The sequence below is a fragment of the Pseudomonas baltica genome (assembly GCF_014235765.1).
Lineage (GTDB): Bacteria > Pseudomonadota > Gammaproteobacteria > Pseudomonadales > Pseudomonadaceae > Aquipseudomonas > Aquipseudomonas baltica.
Map to the genome: position 1 here is coordinate 1,983,696 of NZ_JACMYH010000001.1, position 19,157 is coordinate 2,002,852.

Genomic DNA, 19,157 nt, shown 5'->3' on the forward strand with positions numbered 1-19,157 from the left:
CGATCAAGCGTTGGCGCGCAACGCGGCGGGCAAGTCCGCGGCCGACCTGGATTCGTCGTAGGCGCGGTATTTGCGCTGGGTGGCGATCTGGTCGGCGACATGCCGGGCGTCGTGCCATACGCCCCAGATAAACGCCGAACCGCGCCGCGACAACCATGGCAGACCGACGAAATAGATGCCTTGTTCGCTGCTCACGCCGCGCTGGTGACGCGGCTTGCCGTTGGCGTGGAAGGCGTCCACCTGCAGCCAGCTGTAGTCTTGCGAATAACCGGTGGCCCAGATGATCGTGGCCACGCCCGCCTCGGCCAGGTCCAGCGCCTGCAGCGGCTGGGCGATGCACGCCGCGTCGGCTACGCGCTCGCGGGCAGTCGGTTCCAGGGGCAAGTCCAGGCCGTTGCGCTCGGCATAGGCATCGGCCGCATCGAGCAGGGCCAGATAGTTCTCGTCACCCCGGTCGAGGTTGTCGTTCAGGTCCTGGGCAAAGGTGACGGTGCCATCGGCAAAACGCTCGGTCAGGCCGACCAGCACCATCCCGGCTTGCGCCAAGCGACGAAAGTCCACGGTATGCCCGCCACGGGCGCCACTGACGGCAATGGTGACGTGCTCGCGGCCCGCCTGCACGGTCTCGCTGTCCCACAGCCCGAGCACACCCAGCCACCAGCAGAAATCCCGCCCGCGGTAAGCGCGTGGCGGCCGGTCGTGCGGCCCAACCGACAGGTAGACCTTGCGTCCTGCGCGCAGCAGCTCCTCGGCGATCTGCACCCCGGATGACCCCGCACCGACCACCAGCACCGCGCCTGCGGGCAATTGCTCGGGGTTGAAATAGTGCGCCGAATGGATCTGGTGAAGCGTTGAATCAGTGGGCGCGATGGCCGGGATGACCGGTTTCTGGAACGGCCCGGTGGCCGACACCAGATGCTTGACCGAATAGGTGCCCGCGCTGGTTTCCACGGTGAAGCCGGCGCGACCGACGTTGCGCGTCACTCGCTTGACCTCCACACCGGTCTTGATCGGCGCGTCGAATGTGCGGGCATAGGCTTCGAAATAATCGGCCACCTGCTCCTTGCCGGCGAAGCCATCCGGGTCCATATCGAATTCCAGGCCGGGGAACCGATCGTGCCAGGCCGGGCCGTTGGCCACCAGTGAGTCCCAACGGCCCGAGCGCCAGGCTTCGGCGATGCGAGCCCGCTCCAGTACCAGGTGAGGGATGCCCAGACGGCTCAGGTGCTCGCTCATGGCCACCCCGGCCTGTCCAGCACCCACTACCAGGGTGTCTATTTCGGTGATCTGTTGGTTCATCTTGGCATCCTTCGGCAGGCCGTCAGGGCTTGCCGCTGTCTTCATGAAAATTCGAAAGCCGGGCACACGGCGTCCTGCGGCACCCGCGAGGCTGTGCAGAGCGCTCAGTGGGTGTCGGGTGCTCAGTCCACCAGCGAGGGATCCGCCTGAATCATCAGGTACTTCATTTCTTCGAAATGGCGCTGGGAAAAATCGCTGATTTTCTCCCAGTCTCGCGCGGTCTTTTCCGCCACTTCATCAGCCAGCACCTTGAGCGGCTGACCGGTCGACCAGGCGGTTACCAGAATCTGGCAGGCGCGCTCCAGGGTCCAGATGTCATCGAACGCCTCACCCACCGTGGGGGCGGTGACGATGACACCATGGTTGCCCATCAGCAGCCGGCTCTTGTCCTCCAGCAAGCTGGCCAGGCGGGCGCCCTCGGCGCTGGTATCGGCCATGCCGCCATACAGTTCATCCACCGCGACGCGGTTGAAATAGCGTGCCGTGTTCTGGTCGACCGGCACGATCCTGGGCTGCGCCAGGCAGGCCACGGCGGTGGTATAGACCGGGTGCAGATGCAGCACCACACGGGCATCGGGCAGGCGCTGGTGAACCTGGCCGTGGATCGACCAGGCAGTGGCATCCACGTCCGGGCGCTGCGCGGCTTCGGCATCGTCGGCATCGAGCAGCAACAGATCGCTGGCCCGCAGGCGGGAAAAATGCACCCATTTGGGGTTGAGCAGAAACTGCTTGCCGTCGGCGCTGATGGCCGCACTGAAATGGTTGGCGACCGCCTCATGCATGCCCAGGTGGGCGATGATGCGGAACGTCGCCGCCAGGTCGACGCGCGTCTGTTCTTCGAAACTCAGGGCCATGGCGCTGGGCACTCCGTTGGCACGTACCCGCGACGATCCGCGGGTACTGATGGCTGATCTTGACGTGCGCTATCAGGGCTTGGGCATCAATGTGGCGATGTCATCGGCGGTCGGCGCCTGGAACTTGTACTTGGCCAGCAGGGCGGCGTACTCCGGGGTCTTGCTGTACTTTTCCAGGCCTTCGACGAGCGCGTTTCTGACGGCATCGTTGCCCTTCTTCACGCCGAAGCCGTTGAGCACCGGGTAGATCAGGGTCTGCGAGGAAATCACCACGCGATTGCCCAGCTTGTCGACCACACCACGGGCGACCGCCGCATCGGTGATCTGCGCCTCGACTGCGTGTGCCAGCATGGCCTGGGTTGCCTGTGGATCGGTGCCGTACTCGCTGATGGCAATCGGCTGCAGGCCATTCTTCACGCAATATTCGGCAGACAGCTTCTGCAACTGCTGCAACCAGGACGTGGCACCCATGGAGCCGATCTTGTGGCCGCAGAACTCTTCGGGCGTCTTGGGCTGATAGTCACTGCCCTTCACCGCAAGTATCGACTCGCCACTTTTCAGGTAAGGGACCATGTCGATCACCTTCAGGCGGTCGGCGGTGATGTACATCGACGAGTTGGTGATATCGAACCGTCCGGCCTGCAGTCCGCTGATCAGGTTGGGAAAGCGCGTGTCGATGTTTTCCGCAGTCATGCCCATGACCTTGGCCAGACCGTCGAGAAATTCGATATCGAAGCCGGCGGGTTTGTTCTTCTCCATGTACTCGTAGGGGAAGAACGTCATATCGGAACCGGCGACGATCTTGCCGGGCTGCTGGAACGCCGAAGCGCTCAACGAGCTGGCAGCCAGGACGGCGCCGAACACGGCCATGGCAACGGGGCGGACGATCAGGCTTGGCAATTTCATGGGGTATTCCTCGCAGTCAATGGAGTCAGGCAGTCGTCAGGTCGGTACCGGCCTGCTGGACGAAAAATGATGCACCCTTGGGTTTCTGGGGCAGGCGAACGTGGTGATCGGTGCTGCGCACCAGGCCGCTCTCGCGCCCGGCCACCAGAAGCCCGGCGTGCTCGCTGGGCAGCGGGTTGTCGGCCAGCGGCAAAGCGTCCTCGGCGGCGTAGACGCTGATGAACAGGGTTCGCGGATCTTCGGTGTGGTTGGGGCTTGAGGCATGCAGCAGACGGGTGTGCATGAAGCACACCGAACCCGGCGGACCGAAGCACGCCACCGGTGCCTGGCAGTGCTCATCGACCACGGCATCGGCCACCGCACCGGTAAAGCGCTCGTCGTGCCAGTGCGACCACAGCGGGCCCGTGTGGCTGCCGGGGATGACCTTGAGCGGGCCGTTCTGCGGGGTCACTTCGCTGACCATCAACAGCGCCGTCACCAGGTCATCGTTGCTGTGCGGGGTGAACAGGAAATCCTGGTGCCATTTCACCTGGGTGGCGGTGTGCGGCAGCTTGGAGTTGATCTTGCTGTGGTGGAAGCGCGTACCGGCGCCGCCGATCAGCTGTCCGGCAATCTCGGCCATGCGCGATGCGAAGGCGGCCTGGCGATACGCCGGCGAAATCTCGGTGGGCGAGGCCACGCGGCGCAGCGAAGGATGGTCCGCGCGGTGATCGCTTTCCACATCGAAGCGAGGGCGCCCATCCAGTGTTTCACCCCAGGCCAGGGACTGGCTGCGGCTGTCCTGAACCCACTGGTCGAAGTCCTGTTGCAGCGCGGCGACTTCCGGCGCAGCCAGCACATCCTCCACAACCAGAAAGCCATCTCGATGAAACCGGTCTATCTGCCATTGCTCGATCATGTTTGCTACTCGCACCAGTTAGGTTGGATTCAAGCCAACGAGACATCTTTGAGGAACGCTTCCACCCGCGGGTTGTGCCCGCTACGCAGCGCCTGCGGACTGTCATCGCAGACCACGCGGCCCTTCTCCATGAAGACGATGCGATCGGAAACCTTGAAGGCGAAATTCATTTCGTGGGTCACGATGATCATGGTGATGCCTTCGCTGGCCAGCGCTTCGATGACCTGCAACACCTCGTTGACCTTCTCCGGGTCGAGCGCCGAGGTGGGTTCGTCGAACAGCATGATCTGTGGGCGCATCATCAGTGCGCGAGCAATCGCCACGCGTTGCTGTTGGCCACCGGACAACTGATGCGGGTACTTCCAGGCATGGTCGAGCATGCCGACCTTGTGCAGCAGGGCGTAGGCCTGCTGCCGGAGATCGGCCAGCGGCGCCAGGCGGTGATAACGCGGGGCCATGAGCAGGTTGTTGAGCACGGTCATGTGCGGGAACAGGTTAAAGCTCTGGAACACCATGCCGATGTTCAGGCGATGCTCGGCGTGTTCTACATAGCGCTGCGGCTGTGCGCCCTGTCGGTCCAGGTGAATGAACGGCTGGCCGTTGATCTTGATGTCACCGTTGTCGATCTGCTCCAGCCCGTTGAGCAGGCGAATCAGCGTGGTCTTGCCCGAGCCCGAAGGGCCGATGACCGACACCACTTCACCCGGCTGGATCTGCAAGCTCACCGCGCCCAGTACTTCGACGTCGTTGTAGGCCTTGTGCAGCTTGGTCGCCTGCAGCGCGGGGCCAGTCGAATCGCTGTTGGGCCGCGCCACGGCAGCCTTGTGCTCGGTGGCCAGGCGCAGCACTTCGGCATCGGGCAGGCGCGCGGCCTTGGTCTGGGTCACGTCCAGATAGCGCTCCAGGCGCTTGAGCAGAAAGTCGAACACGGTCACGATCAGCACGTAGAAGAACGCCACTCCGGCCATGGTTTCCATGACCAGGAAGTTCTGCGAGTACAGGCGCTGACCCACCATGAGGATCTCGGTCAACGAGATCACCGACACCAGCGAGCTGAGCTTGACGATGGAGATGAACTCATTGGTGAGCGAAGGCAGCGCCACCCGCAATGCCTGGGGAATGACGATGCGCCATTGCGTGCCCGCAAACCGCAGGCCCAGGGCCCGGGCGGCCTCGCTCTGGCCCTTGGCGATGGACAGCAAGCCACCACGATGGATCTCTGCGACGTAGGCGGTTTCACTGAGCACCAGCGCGATCAGGCCAGCCCAGAACGGGTTGGCCAGCACGGCCGATGTGGACGGCATCGCCTGCGGCAGGTTGTAGACGAATATCAGCAGCACCAACAGCGGCAGACTGCGAAACAGCCAGATATAACCGCGCGCTGGCAGATTGATCAATGGACGGGTGGACTGCTTCGCCAGGGCTAGAACAAAGCCCAGCACGATACTGATGACCCAGGTCAATACACTGAGTTGAATCACGGTCCAGGCCGCCATCCAGAACTCGGTATCGCTGAGCAGACCAAACATGTATTTCCAGTCAAACGTCATCGTCGGCTCGCTCGGCAAGGTCAATAGTGATGGGTGACTTCCTGTCGGATCTGAACTTCGAACGTTGCCCGTTCTGCCCGTCTTGTAACCATCATGATTGATGCCAGGTCGTGCCGAAATTAGTAAATTCGAGCCCCTTGCATAGGAAAAACCTAAGCAGGAGCGGCACGGTTAGTTCGCTACAGAAGACTGCGTACGCTACGCAGTGAAACAACCACGACCTTCGAAAAGCCCGTGCACGGTATTGGCGCGGTGAACTTCCAGTCCGTGCGAACATGGGGCGTTTCGCTGCGCAAAGGCAAACCTGCCTGTATTTGCTGGATGTGCCGGAATGTCGCAGCCAGGAGCGCCCTGGTGAAGCAGGCTGCCGTGCCGCGCCACGGGAACATCCCGCAATGCTGGCGACAAGGCCAGGCCAGTACTGGCATGGTCTTCGCACAGCCTTGGCAAAGATAGGTAAAACCTATTCAGCCAGCGCATTGCGGAACTGCGCTGCACAGGAGTCGAACGTGATGCACTTTACCCTGCGGCAACTTAAATACTTCGTGGCTGCCGTAGAACAGGACAGCATTGCCGAAGCGTCCAGACAACTGCATATATCCCAGCCGTCCATCTCGGTTGCCATCAAGAATCTGGAAGAAGCCTTCAACCAACCCTTGTTCGTTCGCCATCATGCCCAGGGTGTTTCACTTACCGCTGGGGGCGGCAGGATCTATGAGAAGGCCAAGGAGTTGTTGCGCCTGTCCCAGGAATTGGAACAGGACTCACGCGCCGAGAATGGCAATGTTTCCGGCACTATTGCCATTGGCTGTTTCGAATCGGCAGCGCCTTTGTACATGCCCAAGTTAGTGGCTGGATTCAAAAGCCTGTACCCGGAAGTTTCCATTCAGTTGTATGACGGCGAACAACATGAATTGATGCATGGCCTGCACCGGGGTCGCTTCGATCTGGCTTTTCTCTACGATCTGGAGCTGGGCACGACCATCCACAAACAGGCCCTCAACGCACCGCACAAGCCCTACGCCCTGCTGCCTGTCGAGCACCCCCTGGCACAGCAGCCATCCGTGACCTTGCAGGCCCTGAGCCAGGAGCCGATGATCCTGCTCGACGCCGTCCCCAGTCGCAGCTACTTCATGGATATCTTCACCGAAAAAGGCTATGCGCCAGTGGTCGCCTACAGCTCCCCTTCCATTGAAATGGTGCGCTGCATGGTGGGGCAAGGTCTGGGGTTTTCGGTGCTGGTGACGCGGCCGTGTACGCAGATGACATACGACGGCAAGCTGCTGGCTCATCTGGAGATCGAAGACGATATGCCTGCCTCGACCTTGGTGATGGCGCACCTGCGCAACAACCAGCCAAGTCGGGCGACCCGGCTGTTCATGGAGTACTGTTCAAGTGTGGAGCTGACGCCACCTGGGGCGGCGGCGCCTGCGATCGAGGCAGAGCGAGAGGCTTACTGCCCGGCTTGATTTTCGCCCAGGATCAACTGACCCTGCTTGTTCACAGGGATCTGCGAACCGGGATCACGATCCATGCGCACCTGGCCAACCTTGCCATCGAGCTGGTACTTCACATTGTAGCCAACGACCTTGTCGCTGATGTCGTTGACGGTATTGCAGCGCGTCTGGGTGGTGGTGTAGGTGTCCCGGCCTTGCATGCCTTCCTGCACCTTGTTGCCTGCATAGCCACCGCCGACGGCACCGGCCACGGTCGCGATCTTCTTGCCATTGCCACCGCCGACTTGGTTGCCGAGCAAACCACCTGCCACTGCACCAAGGACGCTGCCAACGATCTGATGCTGGTCCTGAACGGCCTTCTGCCGAGTCACGGTGACGTCCTTGCACACTTCGCGAGGCGTCTTGATCTGCTGCTTGATCGGCTCTGCGGCCAATACGTCAGCGTACTCGGGGCCCTTGTTCACGAGGCTGTAGGTTGCAACGGCACCTCCGGCTGTAACACCGACTGCACCGAGCACTGCACCAATCAGCAACGATTTATTCACTTTGAACCTCCTGACTACAATCATGGCACGAAGCCACGCTTCCATGCCTTGGAGCATAAAAAAAGGCGCGAGTTCAATACTCGCGCCTTTCGGGCCTTGCCGTTGGGACAGTCGAACGTCTTATGGACGGTCGTCGACCTGGTCCTTGGCCACTGGAGGAATCAGATCCTCGCTGCTCAGGTTCAGCCAGATCAGTACCACGTTGGCGATGTAGATCGACGAGTAGGTACCGGCCATCACGCCGATGAACAGCGCCAGCGAGAAGCCCCACAGGTTGTCGCCACCGAAGAACATCAGTGCGGCGATGGCCAGCAAGGTCGACACCGAGGTCGCCACGGTTCGCAGCAGCGTCTGCGTGGTGGACACGTTGATGTTCTCCATCAAGGACGCCTTGCGCATCACCCGGAAGTTCTCGCGAACCCGGTCGAATACCACGATGGTGTCGTTGAGCGAGTAACCGATGATGGCCAGTACCGCAGCCAGCACCGTCAGGTCGAAGGTGATCTGGAAGAACGACAGCAGGCCGACGGTGACGATCACGTCGTGGATCAACGAGAGGATCGCGCCGACTGCAAACTTCCACTGGAAGCGGAACGCCAGATAGATGAGCACGCCGCCCAGCGCCAGCAGCATGCCGAGGCCGCCCTGGTCGCGCAGTTCTTCACCCACCTGCGGACCGACGAATTCGACGCGCTTGACCGTGGCAGGGTTGTCGCCACCGACCGTCTGCAGCGCCGCTGCGACCTGGTTGCCCAATTGCGGGTCTTCACCCGGCATGCGCACCAGCAGGTCGGTGGTAGCACCGAAGTTCTGCACCACGGCATCGTGATAACCGGCTTTCACCAGCTCTTCACGCACCAGGCCCAGGTCGGCCGGCTTTTCGTAGGTCAGCTCGATGAGCGTACCGCCGGTGAAGTCCAGCCCGTAGTTCATGCCCTTGTGAAACATGCTGAACAACGCCAGCACGGTAAGGAGCACGGTGATGGCGAACGCAATATTGCGAACGCCCATGAAGTTGATGGTACGTAACATGGCAGCCCCTTAAATCCACAACTTCTTGAAGTCCCGACCGCCGTAGATCAGGTTGACCATTGCGCGGGTCACCATGATGGCCGTGAACATCGAGGTAAAGATCCCGAGGGACATGGTGACGGCGAAGCCCTTGACCGGGCCGGTGCCCATGGCGAAGAGAATGCCGCCGACCAGCAGCGTCGTCAGGTTGGCATCGATGATCGCGGTGTAGGCGCGGTCGAAACCTTCGTGAATGGCGCGCTGGATGCTCATGCCATTGGCGATTTCCTCACGTATGCGCGAGAAGATCAGCACGTTGGCGTCCACCGCCATGCCCATCGTCAGCACGATACCGGCAATGCCCGGCAGCGTCAGGGTTGCCCCCAGCAGCGACATCAGCGCCAGCAGCATGACCATGTTCAAGGCCAGTGCCACGGTGGCGATCACACCGAAGAAGCGGTAGATGGCAATGATGAACAGCGAGACGAACAGCATGCCCCACAGCGATGCATCGACACCCTTGGTGATGTTGTCGGCACCCAGGCTCGGGCCAATGGTACGTTCTTCGGCGAAGTACATCGGTGCCGCCAGACCACCGGCACGCAACAGCAGCGCCAGTTCGGATGACTCACCCTGGCCGTTGAGGCCGGTAATGCGGAACTGGCTGCCCAGCGGCGACTGGATGGTCGCCAGGCTGATGATCTTCTTCTCTTCGGTGAAGGTCTGTACCGCAACGTCCTTCTCGACCCCATTGACCGTCTGCTTGACGTAGCGCGTAGTCGGGCGCTGCTCGATGAAGATCACCGCCATGCTGCGGCCAACGTTACTGCGCGTGGCGCGGCTCATGAGGTCGCCGCCGTGGCCATCGAGCTTAATGTTCACCTGTGGCTGGCCGTGTTCGTCGAAGCTGGCCTGGGCATCGGTAACCTGGTCACCGGTGATGATCAGGCCACGCTCGACTGCCGCGGGAGCACGGTTGCCCTCGCGGAACTCGAAGGTTTCGGTAGTAGCCTTGGAATCATCCGGACCGGCACCGAGACGGAACTCGAGGTTGGCGGTCTTGCCGAGGATACGCTTGGCTTCGGCAGTATCCTGCACGCCCGGCAGCTCGACCACGATGCGGTTGGCACCCTGGCGCTGGACCAGCGGCTCGGCCACACCCAGCTCGTTGACCCGATTACGCACCGTGGTCAGGTTCTGCTTGATGGAGTACTCGCGGATCTCCGCGACCTTGGCCTGGGTCATGGCCAGGCGCAGCACCGACAACTCGCTGCGCTCGCTGGCAGTCAGGTCGAAATCGGTGAAACTCTTGCGGATCAGGGCTTGTGCCTGGTCGCGGGTAGCGGTGTCGCTGAAGCCCAGCTGAATGGCGCCATCCTGCTGCGGCAGGCTGCGATAACGCACGCGCTCCTTGCGCAGCAGCGTCTTGACTTCGCCTTCGTAGACTTTCATGCGGGCGTCGAGCGCCTTGTCCATGTCGACTTCGAGCAGGAAGTGCACGCCACCGGACAGGTCGAGGCCCAGCTTCATCGGGCTTGCACCCAGGCTGCGCAACCAGGGCGGCGTGGTCGGAGCCAGGTTCAGGGCCACCACATAGTCATCGCCCAGCGCCTTGCGCACGACATCCTTGGCCGGCAACTGGTCTTCGGCCTTGGTCAGGCGCAGCAGACCGCCCTTGCCGTTTTCGGCGAGGCTTGCGGAGTTGACCTGGATGCCGGCGGCATTGAGTGCCGTGCCGACGCGATCCAGATCTGCCTGATTGACCTGCAGCGAAGTGCTCGCGCCGCTGACCTGGATGGCCGCGTCATCAGGATAGAGATTAGGTGCGGAATAGATAAAACCGATCGCCAGCACCGCCAGGATCAGTACATATTTCCACAGAGGGTATTTGTTCAGCATCACGCCGCCCGTTCAAGACGCGGGGCGCCTTGCGCGCCCCGACATGGGTAAAAGTCTGCAGCTTAGATCGCTTTGAGCGTGCCTTTGGGCAGGGTCGCGGCGATGGCGCCCTTCTGGATTTTCAGCTCGACGGTGTCGGACACTTCGATGACCACGAAGTCGTCGGTGACCTTGTTGATCTTGCCGGCGATGCCGCCACTGGTGACCACTTCGTCACCTTTCTGCAGGTTGCCCAGCAGGTTTTTCTGTTCCTTGGCACGTTTGGCCTGCGGACGCCAGATCATCATGTAGAAGATGACCAGGAAACCGACCAGGAAAATCCACTCGAAGCCAGAGCCGGCAGGGCCAGCAGCCGGTGCAGCGGCGTCCGCGAAAGCGGCGGGGATCAAAAAGCTCATTCAACGCTCCAGTTACTTAGAAGTTATTGACTTAAAGTCTTTATAAAACGGTCAGTCCAAGGGCGGCACGGGCAGCCCGCGCTTGGCATAGAAGGCATCGACAAAGGCGGCCAATGTACCCTGTTGAATAGCCTCGCGCAAACCAGCCATCAGCAGCTGGTAATGACGCAAATTGTGGATGGTATTCAACATGCTACCGAGCATTTCGCCACACTTGTCCAGGTGATGCAGATAAGCGCGCGAGAAGTTGCGGCAGGTATAGCAATCGCAGGTAGGGTCCAGCGGCGAATCATCGTGGCGATGGAACGCGTTGCGGATCTTCAGCACGCCCGTGTCGATGAACAGATGCCCGTTGCGCGCATTGCGCGTCGGCATCACGCAGTCGAACATGTCGACGCCGCGGCGCACACCCTCGACCAAGTCTTCGGGTTTGCCTACCCCCATAAGGTAACGAGGTTTGTCAGCGGGCATCAGGCCCGGCAGGTAGTCGAGCACCTTGATCATTTCATGCTTGGGCTCGCCCACCGACAGGCCGCCGATGGCCAGGCCATCGAAACCGATCTTGTCCAGGCCTTCGAGCGAACGCATGCGCAGGTTCTCGTGCATGCCGCCCTGAACGATGCCGAACAGCGCCGCGGTGCTTTCGCCATGCGCGTCCTTGGACCGTTGCGCCCAGCGCAGCGAAAGCTCCATGGAGGTGCGCGCGGTGTGCTCGTCGGCCGGGTAAGGCGTGCACTCGTCGAAAATCATCACCACGTCCGATCCCAGGTCGCGCTGGACCTGCATCGATTCTTCCGGCCCCATGAACACCTTGGAGCCATCCACCGGGGAGGCGAAGTACACGCCCTCCTCCTTGATCTTGCGCATGGCGCCCAGGCTGAACACCTGGAAACCACCGGAGTCGGTCAGAATCGGCCCTTTCCACTGCATGAAATCGTGCAGGTCGCCGTGCGCCTTGATCACCGCAGTGCCCGGGCGCAACCACAGGTGGAAGGTGTTTCCCAGAATCATCTGCGCACCGATCGCCTCGATGTCGCGCGGCAACATGCCCTTGACCGTGCCATAGGTGCCCACCGGCATGAACGCCGGGGTCTCCACCACGCCACGGGGGAAGGTCAGGCGGCCACGACGGGCCTTGCCATCGGTGGCCAGCAATTCGAACGACATACGACAGGTGCGACTCATGCTTGATCCCCTGGCGCGGCTTCGCTGGGACCGCGAGGCGCCGGATTGCGGGTGATGAACATGGCATCACCGTAACTGAAGAAGCGGTACTCGTTGGCCACCGCTGCCGCATAGGCCGCCATGGCTTCGGGATAACCCGCGAACGCCGAGACCAGCATCAGCAGCGTGGACTCCGGCAAATGGAAATTGGTGACCAGGGCATCGACCACACGGAACGGTCGCCCCGGAAAGATGAAGATATCGGTGTCGCCACTGAACGGCTTCAACACGCCGTCACGCGCCGCGCTTTCCAGCGAGCGCACGCTGGTGGTGCCTACCGCCACCACTCGACCACCGCGGGCCTTGCACGCCTGCACCGCGTCGATCACGTCCTGGCTGACCTCCAGCCACTCTTTATGCATGTGGTGGTCTTCAAGCTTCTCGACCCGCACCGGCTGGAAGGTACCGGCGCCGACATGCAGGGTCACGAAAGCGGTCTGGACCCCCATCGCCTCGATCTGTGCCAGCAGCGCCTTGTCGAAATGCAGCCCCGCCGTCGGCGCCGCCACCGCGCCGGCCTTCTCGGCGTACACGGTCTGATAACGCTCGCGGTCGGCGCTGTCGTCGGGCCGGTCGATGTAGGGCGGCAACGGCATGTGCCCGACCCGATCGAGCAGTGGCAACACCTCTTCATTGAAGCGCAGCTCGAACAGCGCATCATGCCGCGCGACCATCTCGGCCTCGCCGCCGCCGTCGAGCAAAATCTTCGAACCCGGCTTGGGCGACTTGCTGGAACGCACGTGGGCCAGCACGCGATGGCTGTCCAGCACGCGCTCGACCAGAATCTCCAGCTTGCCCCCCGACGCCTTCTGGCCAAACACCCGTGCCGGAATCACCCGGGTATTGTTGAACACCATCAGGTCGCCTGGCCTGAGAAAACCGGGCAGATCGGTGAATTGACGATGATCCAGCGCACCGGACGGCCCATCGAGGACCAACAGGCGGCTGCCATGGCGCTCCGCCAACGGATGGCGAGCGATCAGGGAATCAGGAAGCTCGAAAGAGAAATCGGCGACACGCATGATAGGGTTCGGCTGTATAGGGCTGAAAATTCTAGCAAAAATCTGCAAAATTGACCATGAAAGCTGATTGACCAGTGGTCGCGCCGTCTCTATACTTCGCCGCCTGTAAGCCCTGATGGCGGAATTGGTAGACGCGGCGGATTCAAAATCCGTTTTCGAAAGGAGTGGGAGTTCGAGTCTCCCTCGGGGCACCAAATCAGAAAAAAGACCTTCACGAAGGTCTTTTTTTTCGTCTGCGATTTCTCCGACTCCCTTTGTAGGAGCGGCCAGTGGCCGCGAAGGCGCCAGCCCAATCGCTGCCACTTCCGCGCCCATCCCTCGCCTGACAGGCCCCGCCCCGACCACTGTTGCCCCCACCTTCTGTTGAACTGTACCTCCCGCCGCTCGCTCGATGCGCCTACCCTGTGAACTCAATCCACAGGAGCGCTCGTCATGCCGGATGCAGCCAACCTCTACCTGTTCGTTATCGCCGCAATGCTCCTGTTGGTCGTTCCCGGACCGAACATGGCCTTCGTCACCAGCCATGCGCTGGCCCACGGCTGGCGGGCCGGGGTGGCGGCGGCGTTGGGGATTTCGCTGGCAGACTTGCTGCTGACGCTGTTGGTCAGCGCCGGCATGGGCGCTGTCGTCATGAGTTGGGCGCCTGCCTTCGACTTGTTACGGCTGGCCGGTGCGTGCTATCTGTTGTGGCTGGCCTGGCAAGCGCTGACGGCGCCGACTGGCGAAAGCGCTGCACCCCGCCCCCTGGGTTCGATCCGCAAGATCTTCGTTCGCGCCACGCTCAACAGCTTGCTGAATCCCAAGGGCCTGCTGTTCTTCATGGTGTTTCTGCCGCAGTTCGTCACTGTCGGCAACGCCAGTGTGACGGTTCAACTGGTGATGCTAGGTGTGCTGCTTCTGCTGATCTCCCTGGTTTTTCACAGTGTGCTGGCACTGTGTGCCGGAACGCTGCGCGGACGATTGAACAGCATGCCTCGGCGCTGGGCCAATTATGGCTTTGCGAGCGTGATGACAGCGCTGGCAGCACGACTTCTGTTTCTTGAGCGGCCGATATGACCACTCTCCAGAAGCACCTCCGGACAGGTATCCATCCCGCCTCGTTGGCCCTGTAAACTTCTCCCTCATGCCCCCCGCGAACACGGAGTTCCGCCCTTCACATGAGTAATGCCTACCGTACATTCTTCGCAACCCCGGGCGTCGTGGCTCTGTTACTGGCGGGTTCCATGGCCCGGCTCCCACAGACCATGATCGGGCTGGGCCTCATCACCATGCTCGTGCATGAAACCGGGCGCTATTGGGTTGCAGGCGCAGTGGCGGGCACTTATACCCTGACCAGCGCCATACTCGGGCCGATGATTTCGAAACTGGTGGATCAGCGCGGCCAGCGCAAGGTGCTGGCGCCCGTCGCGGCGTTCAGTATCGGCATGCTCCTGGCCCTGATCGGCGCCGTGCATTGGCATGCGCCGCTGCCGGTGCTGTTCGTGCTGGCCGCCCTGGCGGGCGTGCTCCCCAGTTTCGGAGCAATGATCCGCGCACGCTGGGCCTACCTGTTTCGCGGAAAACCACAACTGCACGCCGCCTACTCCCTGGATACAGTGCTGGTGGAGTTCACCTTCATCGTCGGTCCACCGCTGTCCATCGCGTTGAGCAGCGGTCTGTTTCCACAAGCCGGCCCGCTGGTAGCCGCCGTGTTGTTGGCCGTGGGCGTGGTTGCCTTTCTGCGCCAGCATGAAACCGAGCCGCCGCCGGTGCCGGTGGTCAAGGGTCCATCCACTTCTCCGCTGCGCATTCCTGCCTTGCGGATCATCGTGGTGGCGATGCTGGCGCTGGGGTTGCTCGGCGGCTCGGTCGATGTCGCAGTAGTGGCGTTTGCCAAGGAACAAGGCTGGCCAGCCGCCGCCAGCTTTATTCTCGCGGGGTTCGCTGCAGGGTCGATGGTTGCCGGGATCACGTTCGGGACAGTGAGAAGTGGGCTGGCATACGAAACTCAGCTGCTGATCGGCGCGGTATTCACTGCCGTGGCGACGACGTTGCCGATTTTTGCGCCCAATGTGTATTGGCTCACCGGATTGCTGTTCATCACCGGCATGTCGTTCGCACCGACGCTGATCGTGGTGATGAACATCGGCACGAAAATCCTGCCGCCCGGCAAGATCACTGAAGGACTGACCTGGTTGAGTACAGGCGTCAGTGTCGGCATCGCGATGGGTGGGGCAGTCGCCGGTATGGTCATCGACCACTTCGGTACTCGCGCCGGATTCGCCGTTGCCATCGGTGCCGGGCTGTTGATGCTGACCGCCGTGCTCACAGGGCTGCGTACGCTGCAGGCAACTTCGGCGAGCGAAGTTGTTACGTCTGGCTGACACCGCATGAAGGGTAATGGGCAACTAGCTGGTAACCGAGCGATTGCCCCGAACCGCTGCGGTGCTCCGGCTAGGGTGGGCCAGCATGACGCCTGTGACCGCGAGAAATAAATCGGAAATTTCGATTGTATATTTATATTCAGCCGCGTAGTGGTGATCTGGACGGTCGAGGACAACTCACACAGTCGGGGTTACTGGAGTTCGTCGAGTTCGTGTTGCAGGTCTGTCTCGACCAAATGGTGTACGTCGAGCACGCCATGGGTCTGGCAACACTGCGCCAGCGCCTGGAACGCGCTGTGACTTTCGAACCACGTTTCGAGCACGCGGGTGTAAAACAAGAAATGGCAAGGGCGCTGCATATTCTGCTTACGCAAGGGGAGGTGTCACGGTCTGACTTCAAGATCTATACAGGCTTGCATGACCGCGTTGCCAGTGGCCAATTGAACAAGCTGGTGACAATGGGCTTGATAGATGCACCGTCAGTCAAATCGAGACAGCTGCATCCAGGCCTTCCCGTCTGGTTTGCGCAGTTGTTGTTCCCCGAACTGCATCGACGGTTCGACCAATGACCGATCGGTGCATTCAATACCAGCCTGCCGGCCGCAGAAACTGTCACACCACAGAACTGCGCTGACCTTCACGCACCTGTCACATCCCCACGCTTACATAGCCCTTTCACTTTCCAAGGGCTATGCCATGACCATGTTCGATCTCAAGCGCCGTCGCCTCGTGCAAGCCGTGGGGGCAGGCTTTCTGTTGCCTGGGCTGGCGCCAGCGGTGATCGCCTCGGTCAAGGACCGGCCGCAATTGACTGACGGCGTGCAGTCCGGCGACCTGATGGGCGACAGGGCCATGGTCTGGAGCCGCTGCGACCGCCCGGCACGCATGGTGGTGGAATGGGATACGCGGAGCATGTTCACCAACCCTCGCCGTTCGGTATCGCCACTGGCCGACGTGGGCAGCGATTTCACCGCGCGGGTCGAACTTAGCGGCCTGCCGGTGGACCAGGCGATCTTCTATCGCGTGCAGTTCGAAGACGCGCAGACCGGCGTCAGCAGCGAGCCGTGGTTCGGCCATCTGCGCAGCGAGCCTTCGCAGCGTCGCGACATCCGCTTCGTGTGGAGCGGCGACACAGTGGGCCAGGGTTTCGGTATCAACCCTGATATCGGCGGCATGCGCATCTACGAAGCCATGCGTCTGCGCCTGCCGGATTTCTTCATCCACAGCGGCGATACCATCTACGCCGATGGGCCGGTGCCCGCCACGGTGACCACCGAGAATGGCCGCGTATGGCGCAACATCACCACCGAAGCCAAGAGCAAGGTGGCGGAAACTCTGGACGAGTACCGCGGCAACTACCGCTACAACCTGATGGATGAAAACGTGCGGCGCTTCAATGCCGAGGTGCCGCAGATCTGGCAATGGGACGACCACGAGGTGACCAATAACTGGTCGCCCAGCAAGCAACTCGACGCGCGCTACCAGAACCGCGACATCCGTCATCTGGTTGGCAACGCGCGTCAGGCATGGCTCGAGTACGCGCCCATGCGCCTGCAGCGCGCCGACAACGGCGGGCGTATCTACCGCAAGCTCAGCTATGGGCCGATGCTGGACATCTTCGTCCTGGACATGCGCAGCTACCGCAGTGGCAACGACGACAACCTGGCGGCCAAGCCCGAAGCCCGCACGGCGTTTCTTGGACAGGCGCAACTGGACTGGCTGAAGTCCGGGCTCAAAGGGTCGCAGGCCCAATGGAAAGTCATTGCCGCCGATATGCCCATCGGCTTGGGTGTCCCGGATGGAGAAATGAGCCCGGGGGTCGGGCGCTGGGAGGCGATCGCCAATGGCGATGATGGGGCCGCCAAGGGGCGCGAGCTGGAGATCGCCGAGCTGCTCGGCTTCGTGCGCCAGCAGAAAGTGGTCAATACGGTCTGGCTGACCGCCGACGTGCACTACTGCGCAGCGCATCACTACCATCCGGACCGCGCCGCCTTCCAGGACTTCGAACCATTCTGGGAATTCGTCGCCGGGCCACTGAACGCCGGCAGCTTCGGCCCCAACCCGTTGGACGCCACCTTTGGCCCACAGGTGGTGTTCCAGAAAGCACCACCGGCCCAGAACACCTCACCGTTCGCAGGTTTCCAGTTTTTCGGCGAAGTACAGATCGAAGGCCAGAGCGGGGAAATGACCGTGCAACTGCGTGATCTGGATGGCGTGGTGGTGTTCGAGAAGAAGCTGCAGCCGGTTTGACGCCCATTGCACCGCACACATCCGGACAAATAGCCGCGGCGGAGGTGGTGCAATGGCTCAACTGCCAAGGCCCGGCAGTACCAGGCACGCGGCCAACCCTATGAGGGCGGTGCCGATCACCCGATCGACAACGTGTTGTTTCTCCAGCATCCGCCGACGCAGCGGCCCGGACGAGAAGAACAGCGCCACGATGCTGAACCACACCCAGTGCGAGAACGACATGAACAAGCCATAGGCAAAGTTCGTCATTATCGAACTGCCCGCCTGTACGACCTGACTGTAAGTGGCTACCACGAACAGCATGGTCTTGGGATTGAGGGCATTGGTGAAGAAGCCTGTCCGAAATGCGCTGGACAATGACGGCGCCCCGCCTCCCACGTTGGCCAATGCCAACTTGGAGGTGTTGAGCAACGAGCGCACGCCTAGGTAGATGAGATAACCGGCACCCAGCCATTTCATGCCCATGAACAACAGTGGCGACTGAGTGATGATCACGGCGATGCCGAACACGGTGTAGAACACATGCACCTGTACACCGCAAGCAATGCCCAAAGCCGCGATCAAACCACTCTGACGCCCGTAGGCATAGCTGTTGCGGGTGACCATGGCAAAGTCCGGGCCCGGGCTGATGACGGCCAATACGGTAATCAGGGCGACTGCCAATAATTCGTTCATGATCACGTCCCGTCAACGTTTCTTGAAAGTGACGACCAGGACATCCCGGTGGGCAGGTCGATCGGGGTGTATGGGGATGACGGCGCTGACGCCGTGTCGAACCTGCTCATCGTTGAGCAGGGCGGCTTCCAGTTCATGGATCATCGAGTGCCTTGCCAGCAGCCGCAGGTCATTGTCGTAGATGGACGTCTCGCCCTCCATCACGTTGACTCGATTGACCAGCAGCATGAACACGAAGTCGACGCCATCGCGGTGCACACCTTCAGGTGTCGGAGACGCCGCTCCGCGGGATGCATAGATACGGAACTGATGCGCTTCGATATGCCAGGCACTTTGCCCAGCGAGGACGCCGAGAAAGGCGCAGCACAGGTCCATCACTGCCGAAAACACCTTGCCTGAGCAGACCTCGGTCGTGAACGGCGCGTAATGCCGGACGATGCCGCCGTTGAGGCCGTTGTGCTCGACGTTCTGGTAATGCGGTCGATGAGCGCAAGCCTGCCAGTGGCGACTGCCTTGCTCGATGGAGAGGGTCGCATGGCGACGCAGGCGATAGGTGCCGCCATCCCCCATGAATGTATCCTGCTGCAGATGATCCCAGCTTTGCCGAAACTGTTCCCAGTCCTGGATGAAGCCAGGCACGACGGTGTCCAGCAAGTGAGCGACCGTGGGAGGCTGCAGAAAGGCGAAGCCACTGTGAGCCACGCTTTCACATACATCGTTGATTGACGGCTCGAAAAGCCTCAGTCCAATGGCGCTGCTCGGCATTGCACGCTTATGCATATCTTCCATGGATTCTCTCCATTTTA

18 protein-coding genes and 1 tRNA gene are annotated in these 19,157 nt (G+C 61.4%); 6 read left to right on the forward strand and 13 right to left on the reverse strand.

The genetic code is table 11. The features are described from left to right. Window positions 1–3: 3 nt before the first annotated feature. The 5 genes from H7993_RS08905 to H7993_RS08925 form a co-directional block, all read right to left on the reverse strand. Window positions 4–1,299, reverse strand: a complete 1,296-nt coding sequence (locus H7993_RS08905) for a flavin-containing monooxygenase (protein WP_185794081.1) — start codon at window positions 1,297–1,299, stop codon at window positions 4–6. 122 nt (window positions 1,300–1,421) lie between these two features. Beyond that, window positions 1,422–2,153 (reverse strand): class II aldolase and adducin N-terminal domain-containing protein, encoded by a 732-nt coding sequence (locus H7993_RS08910; protein ID WP_185794082.1) that lies wholly within the window; start codon window positions 2,151–2,153, stop codon window positions 1,422–1,424. 72 nt (window positions 2,154–2,225) lie between these two features. Next, a complete protein-coding gene (locus H7993_RS08915) occupies window positions 2,226–3,059 on the reverse strand; it encodes a transporter substrate-binding domain-containing protein (RefSeq protein WP_122479562.1) in 834 nt (277 codons plus the stop codon). A gap of 25 nt (window positions 3,060–3,084) precedes the next feature. Next, window positions 3,085–3,957: a phytanoyl-CoA dioxygenase family protein gene (locus tag H7993_RS08920; RefSeq protein WP_185794083.1), complete on the reverse strand. Its 873-nt coding sequence runs from the start codon at window positions 3,955–3,957 to the stop codon at window positions 3,085–3,087. Between the two features lie 29 nt (window positions 3,958–3,986). Then, window positions 3,987–5,507 (reverse strand): amino acid ABC transporter permease/ATP-binding protein, encoded by a 1,521-nt coding sequence (locus H7993_RS08925; RefSeq protein ID WP_122479739.1) that lies wholly within the window; start codon window positions 5,505–5,507, stop codon window positions 3,987–3,989. Window positions 5,508–6,016: 509 nt separating this feature from the next. On the opposite strand from H7993_RS08925, the gene H7993_RS08930 reads away from it, so the two are divergent. Continuing rightward, complete coding sequence (locus H7993_RS08930; protein WP_185794214.1) at window positions 6,017–6,976, forward strand: LysR family transcriptional regulator; 960 nt, start codon at window positions 6,017–6,019, stop codon at window positions 6,974–6,976. Here the strand turns inward: H7993_RS08930 and H7993_RS08935 are convergent. The 6 genes from H7993_RS08935 to queA all read right to left on the reverse strand — a co-directional run bounded on the left by H7993_RS08935 (window position 6,961) and on the right by queA (window position 13,063). Further along, complete coding sequence (locus H7993_RS08935) at window positions 6,961–7,509, reverse strand: glycine zipper 2TM domain-containing protein (RefSeq protein WP_122713500.1); 549 nt, start codon at window positions 7,507–7,509, stop codon at window positions 6,961–6,963. The genes H7993_RS08930 and H7993_RS08935 overlap by 16 nt on opposite strands. A gap of 120 nt (window positions 7,510–7,629) precedes the next feature. Then, window positions 7,630–8,541 carry a protein translocase subunit SecF gene (gene secF / locus H7993_RS08940; RefSeq protein WP_185794084.1) on the reverse strand — a complete coding sequence of 304 codons (912 nt, stop codon included), beginning with the start codon at window positions 8,539–8,541 and terminating at the stop codon, window positions 7,630–7,632. A gap of 9 nt (window positions 8,542–8,550) precedes the next feature. Continuing rightward, window positions 8,551–10,419 (reverse strand): protein translocase subunit SecD, encoded by a 1,869-nt coding sequence (gene secD, locus H7993_RS08945; RefSeq protein ID WP_185794085.1) that lies wholly within the window; start codon window positions 10,417–10,419, stop codon window positions 8,551–8,553. 62 nt (window positions 10,420–10,481) lie between these two features. Beyond that, window positions 10,482–10,817: a preprotein translocase subunit YajC gene (gene yajC / locus H7993_RS08950; RefSeq protein WP_122479568.1), complete on the reverse strand. Its 336-nt coding sequence runs from the start codon at window positions 10,815–10,817 to the stop codon at window positions 10,482–10,484. A 51-nt stretch (window positions 10,818–10,868) separates the two neighbouring features. Continuing rightward, the gene (tgt, locus tag H7993_RS08955) at window positions 10,869–11,984 is read right to left on the reverse strand and encodes a tRNA guanosine(34) transglycosylase Tgt (protein ID WP_163007623.1); all 1,116 of its coding nucleotides are present in this window, start codon (window positions 11,982–11,984) and stop codon (window positions 10,869–10,871) included. A 14-nt stretch (window positions 11,985–11,998) separates the two neighbouring features. Further along, on the reverse strand, window positions 11,999–13,063 hold the full coding sequence (gene queA / locus H7993_RS08960; RefSeq protein ID WP_185794086.1) for a tRNA preQ1(34) S-adenosylmethionine ribosyltransferase-isomerase QueA: 1,065 nt from the start codon (window positions 13,061–13,063) through the stop codon (window positions 11,999–12,001). A gap of 109 nt (window positions 13,064–13,172) precedes the next feature. Between queA and H7993_RS08965 the strand changes: the two genes are divergently transcribed. The 5 genes from H7993_RS08965 to H7993_RS08985 all read left to right on the forward strand — a co-directional run bounded on the left by H7993_RS08965 (window position 13,173) and on the right by H7993_RS08985 (window position 17,676). Beyond that, window positions 13,173–13,257, forward strand: a tRNA-Leu gene (locus H7993_RS08965). Window positions 13,258–13,495: 238 nt separating this feature from the next. Then, on the forward strand, window positions 13,496–14,119 hold the full coding sequence (locus tag H7993_RS08970; RefSeq protein ID WP_185794087.1) for a LysE family translocator: 624 nt from the start codon (window positions 13,496–13,498) through the stop codon (window positions 14,117–14,119). A gap of 101 nt (window positions 14,120–14,220) precedes the next feature. Next, on the forward strand, window positions 14,221–15,426 hold the full coding sequence (locus H7993_RS08975) for an MFS transporter (protein WP_185794088.1): 1,206 nt from the start codon (window positions 14,221–14,223) through the stop codon (window positions 15,424–15,426). A 125-nt stretch (window positions 15,427–15,551) separates the two neighbouring features. After that, window positions 15,552–15,995: a hypothetical protein gene (locus H7993_RS08980; RefSeq protein WP_185794089.1), complete on the forward strand. Its 444-nt coding sequence runs from the start codon at window positions 15,552–15,554 to the stop codon at window positions 15,993–15,995. 127 nt (window positions 15,996–16,122) lie between these two features. Continuing rightward, window positions 16,123–17,676 carry an alkaline phosphatase D family protein gene (locus H7993_RS08985; protein WP_185794090.1) on the forward strand — a complete coding sequence of 518 codons (1,554 nt, stop codon included), beginning with the start codon at window positions 16,123–16,125 and terminating at the stop codon, window positions 17,674–17,676. Between the two features lie 57 nt (window positions 17,677–17,733). On the opposite strand, the gene H7993_RS08990 is transcribed toward H7993_RS08985, so the two are convergent. Then, complete coding sequence (locus tag H7993_RS08990) at window positions 17,734–18,351, reverse strand: LysE family translocator (protein ID WP_185794091.1); 618 nt, start codon at window positions 18,349–18,351, stop codon at window positions 17,734–17,736. Window positions 18,352–18,363: 12 nt separating this feature from the next. Continuing rightward, entirely contained in the window at window positions 18,364–19,140 is a 777-nt protein-coding gene (locus H7993_RS08995) for a 2OG-Fe dioxygenase family protein (protein WP_185794092.1), read from the reverse strand. Window positions 19,141–19,157 lie beyond the last annotated feature (17 nt).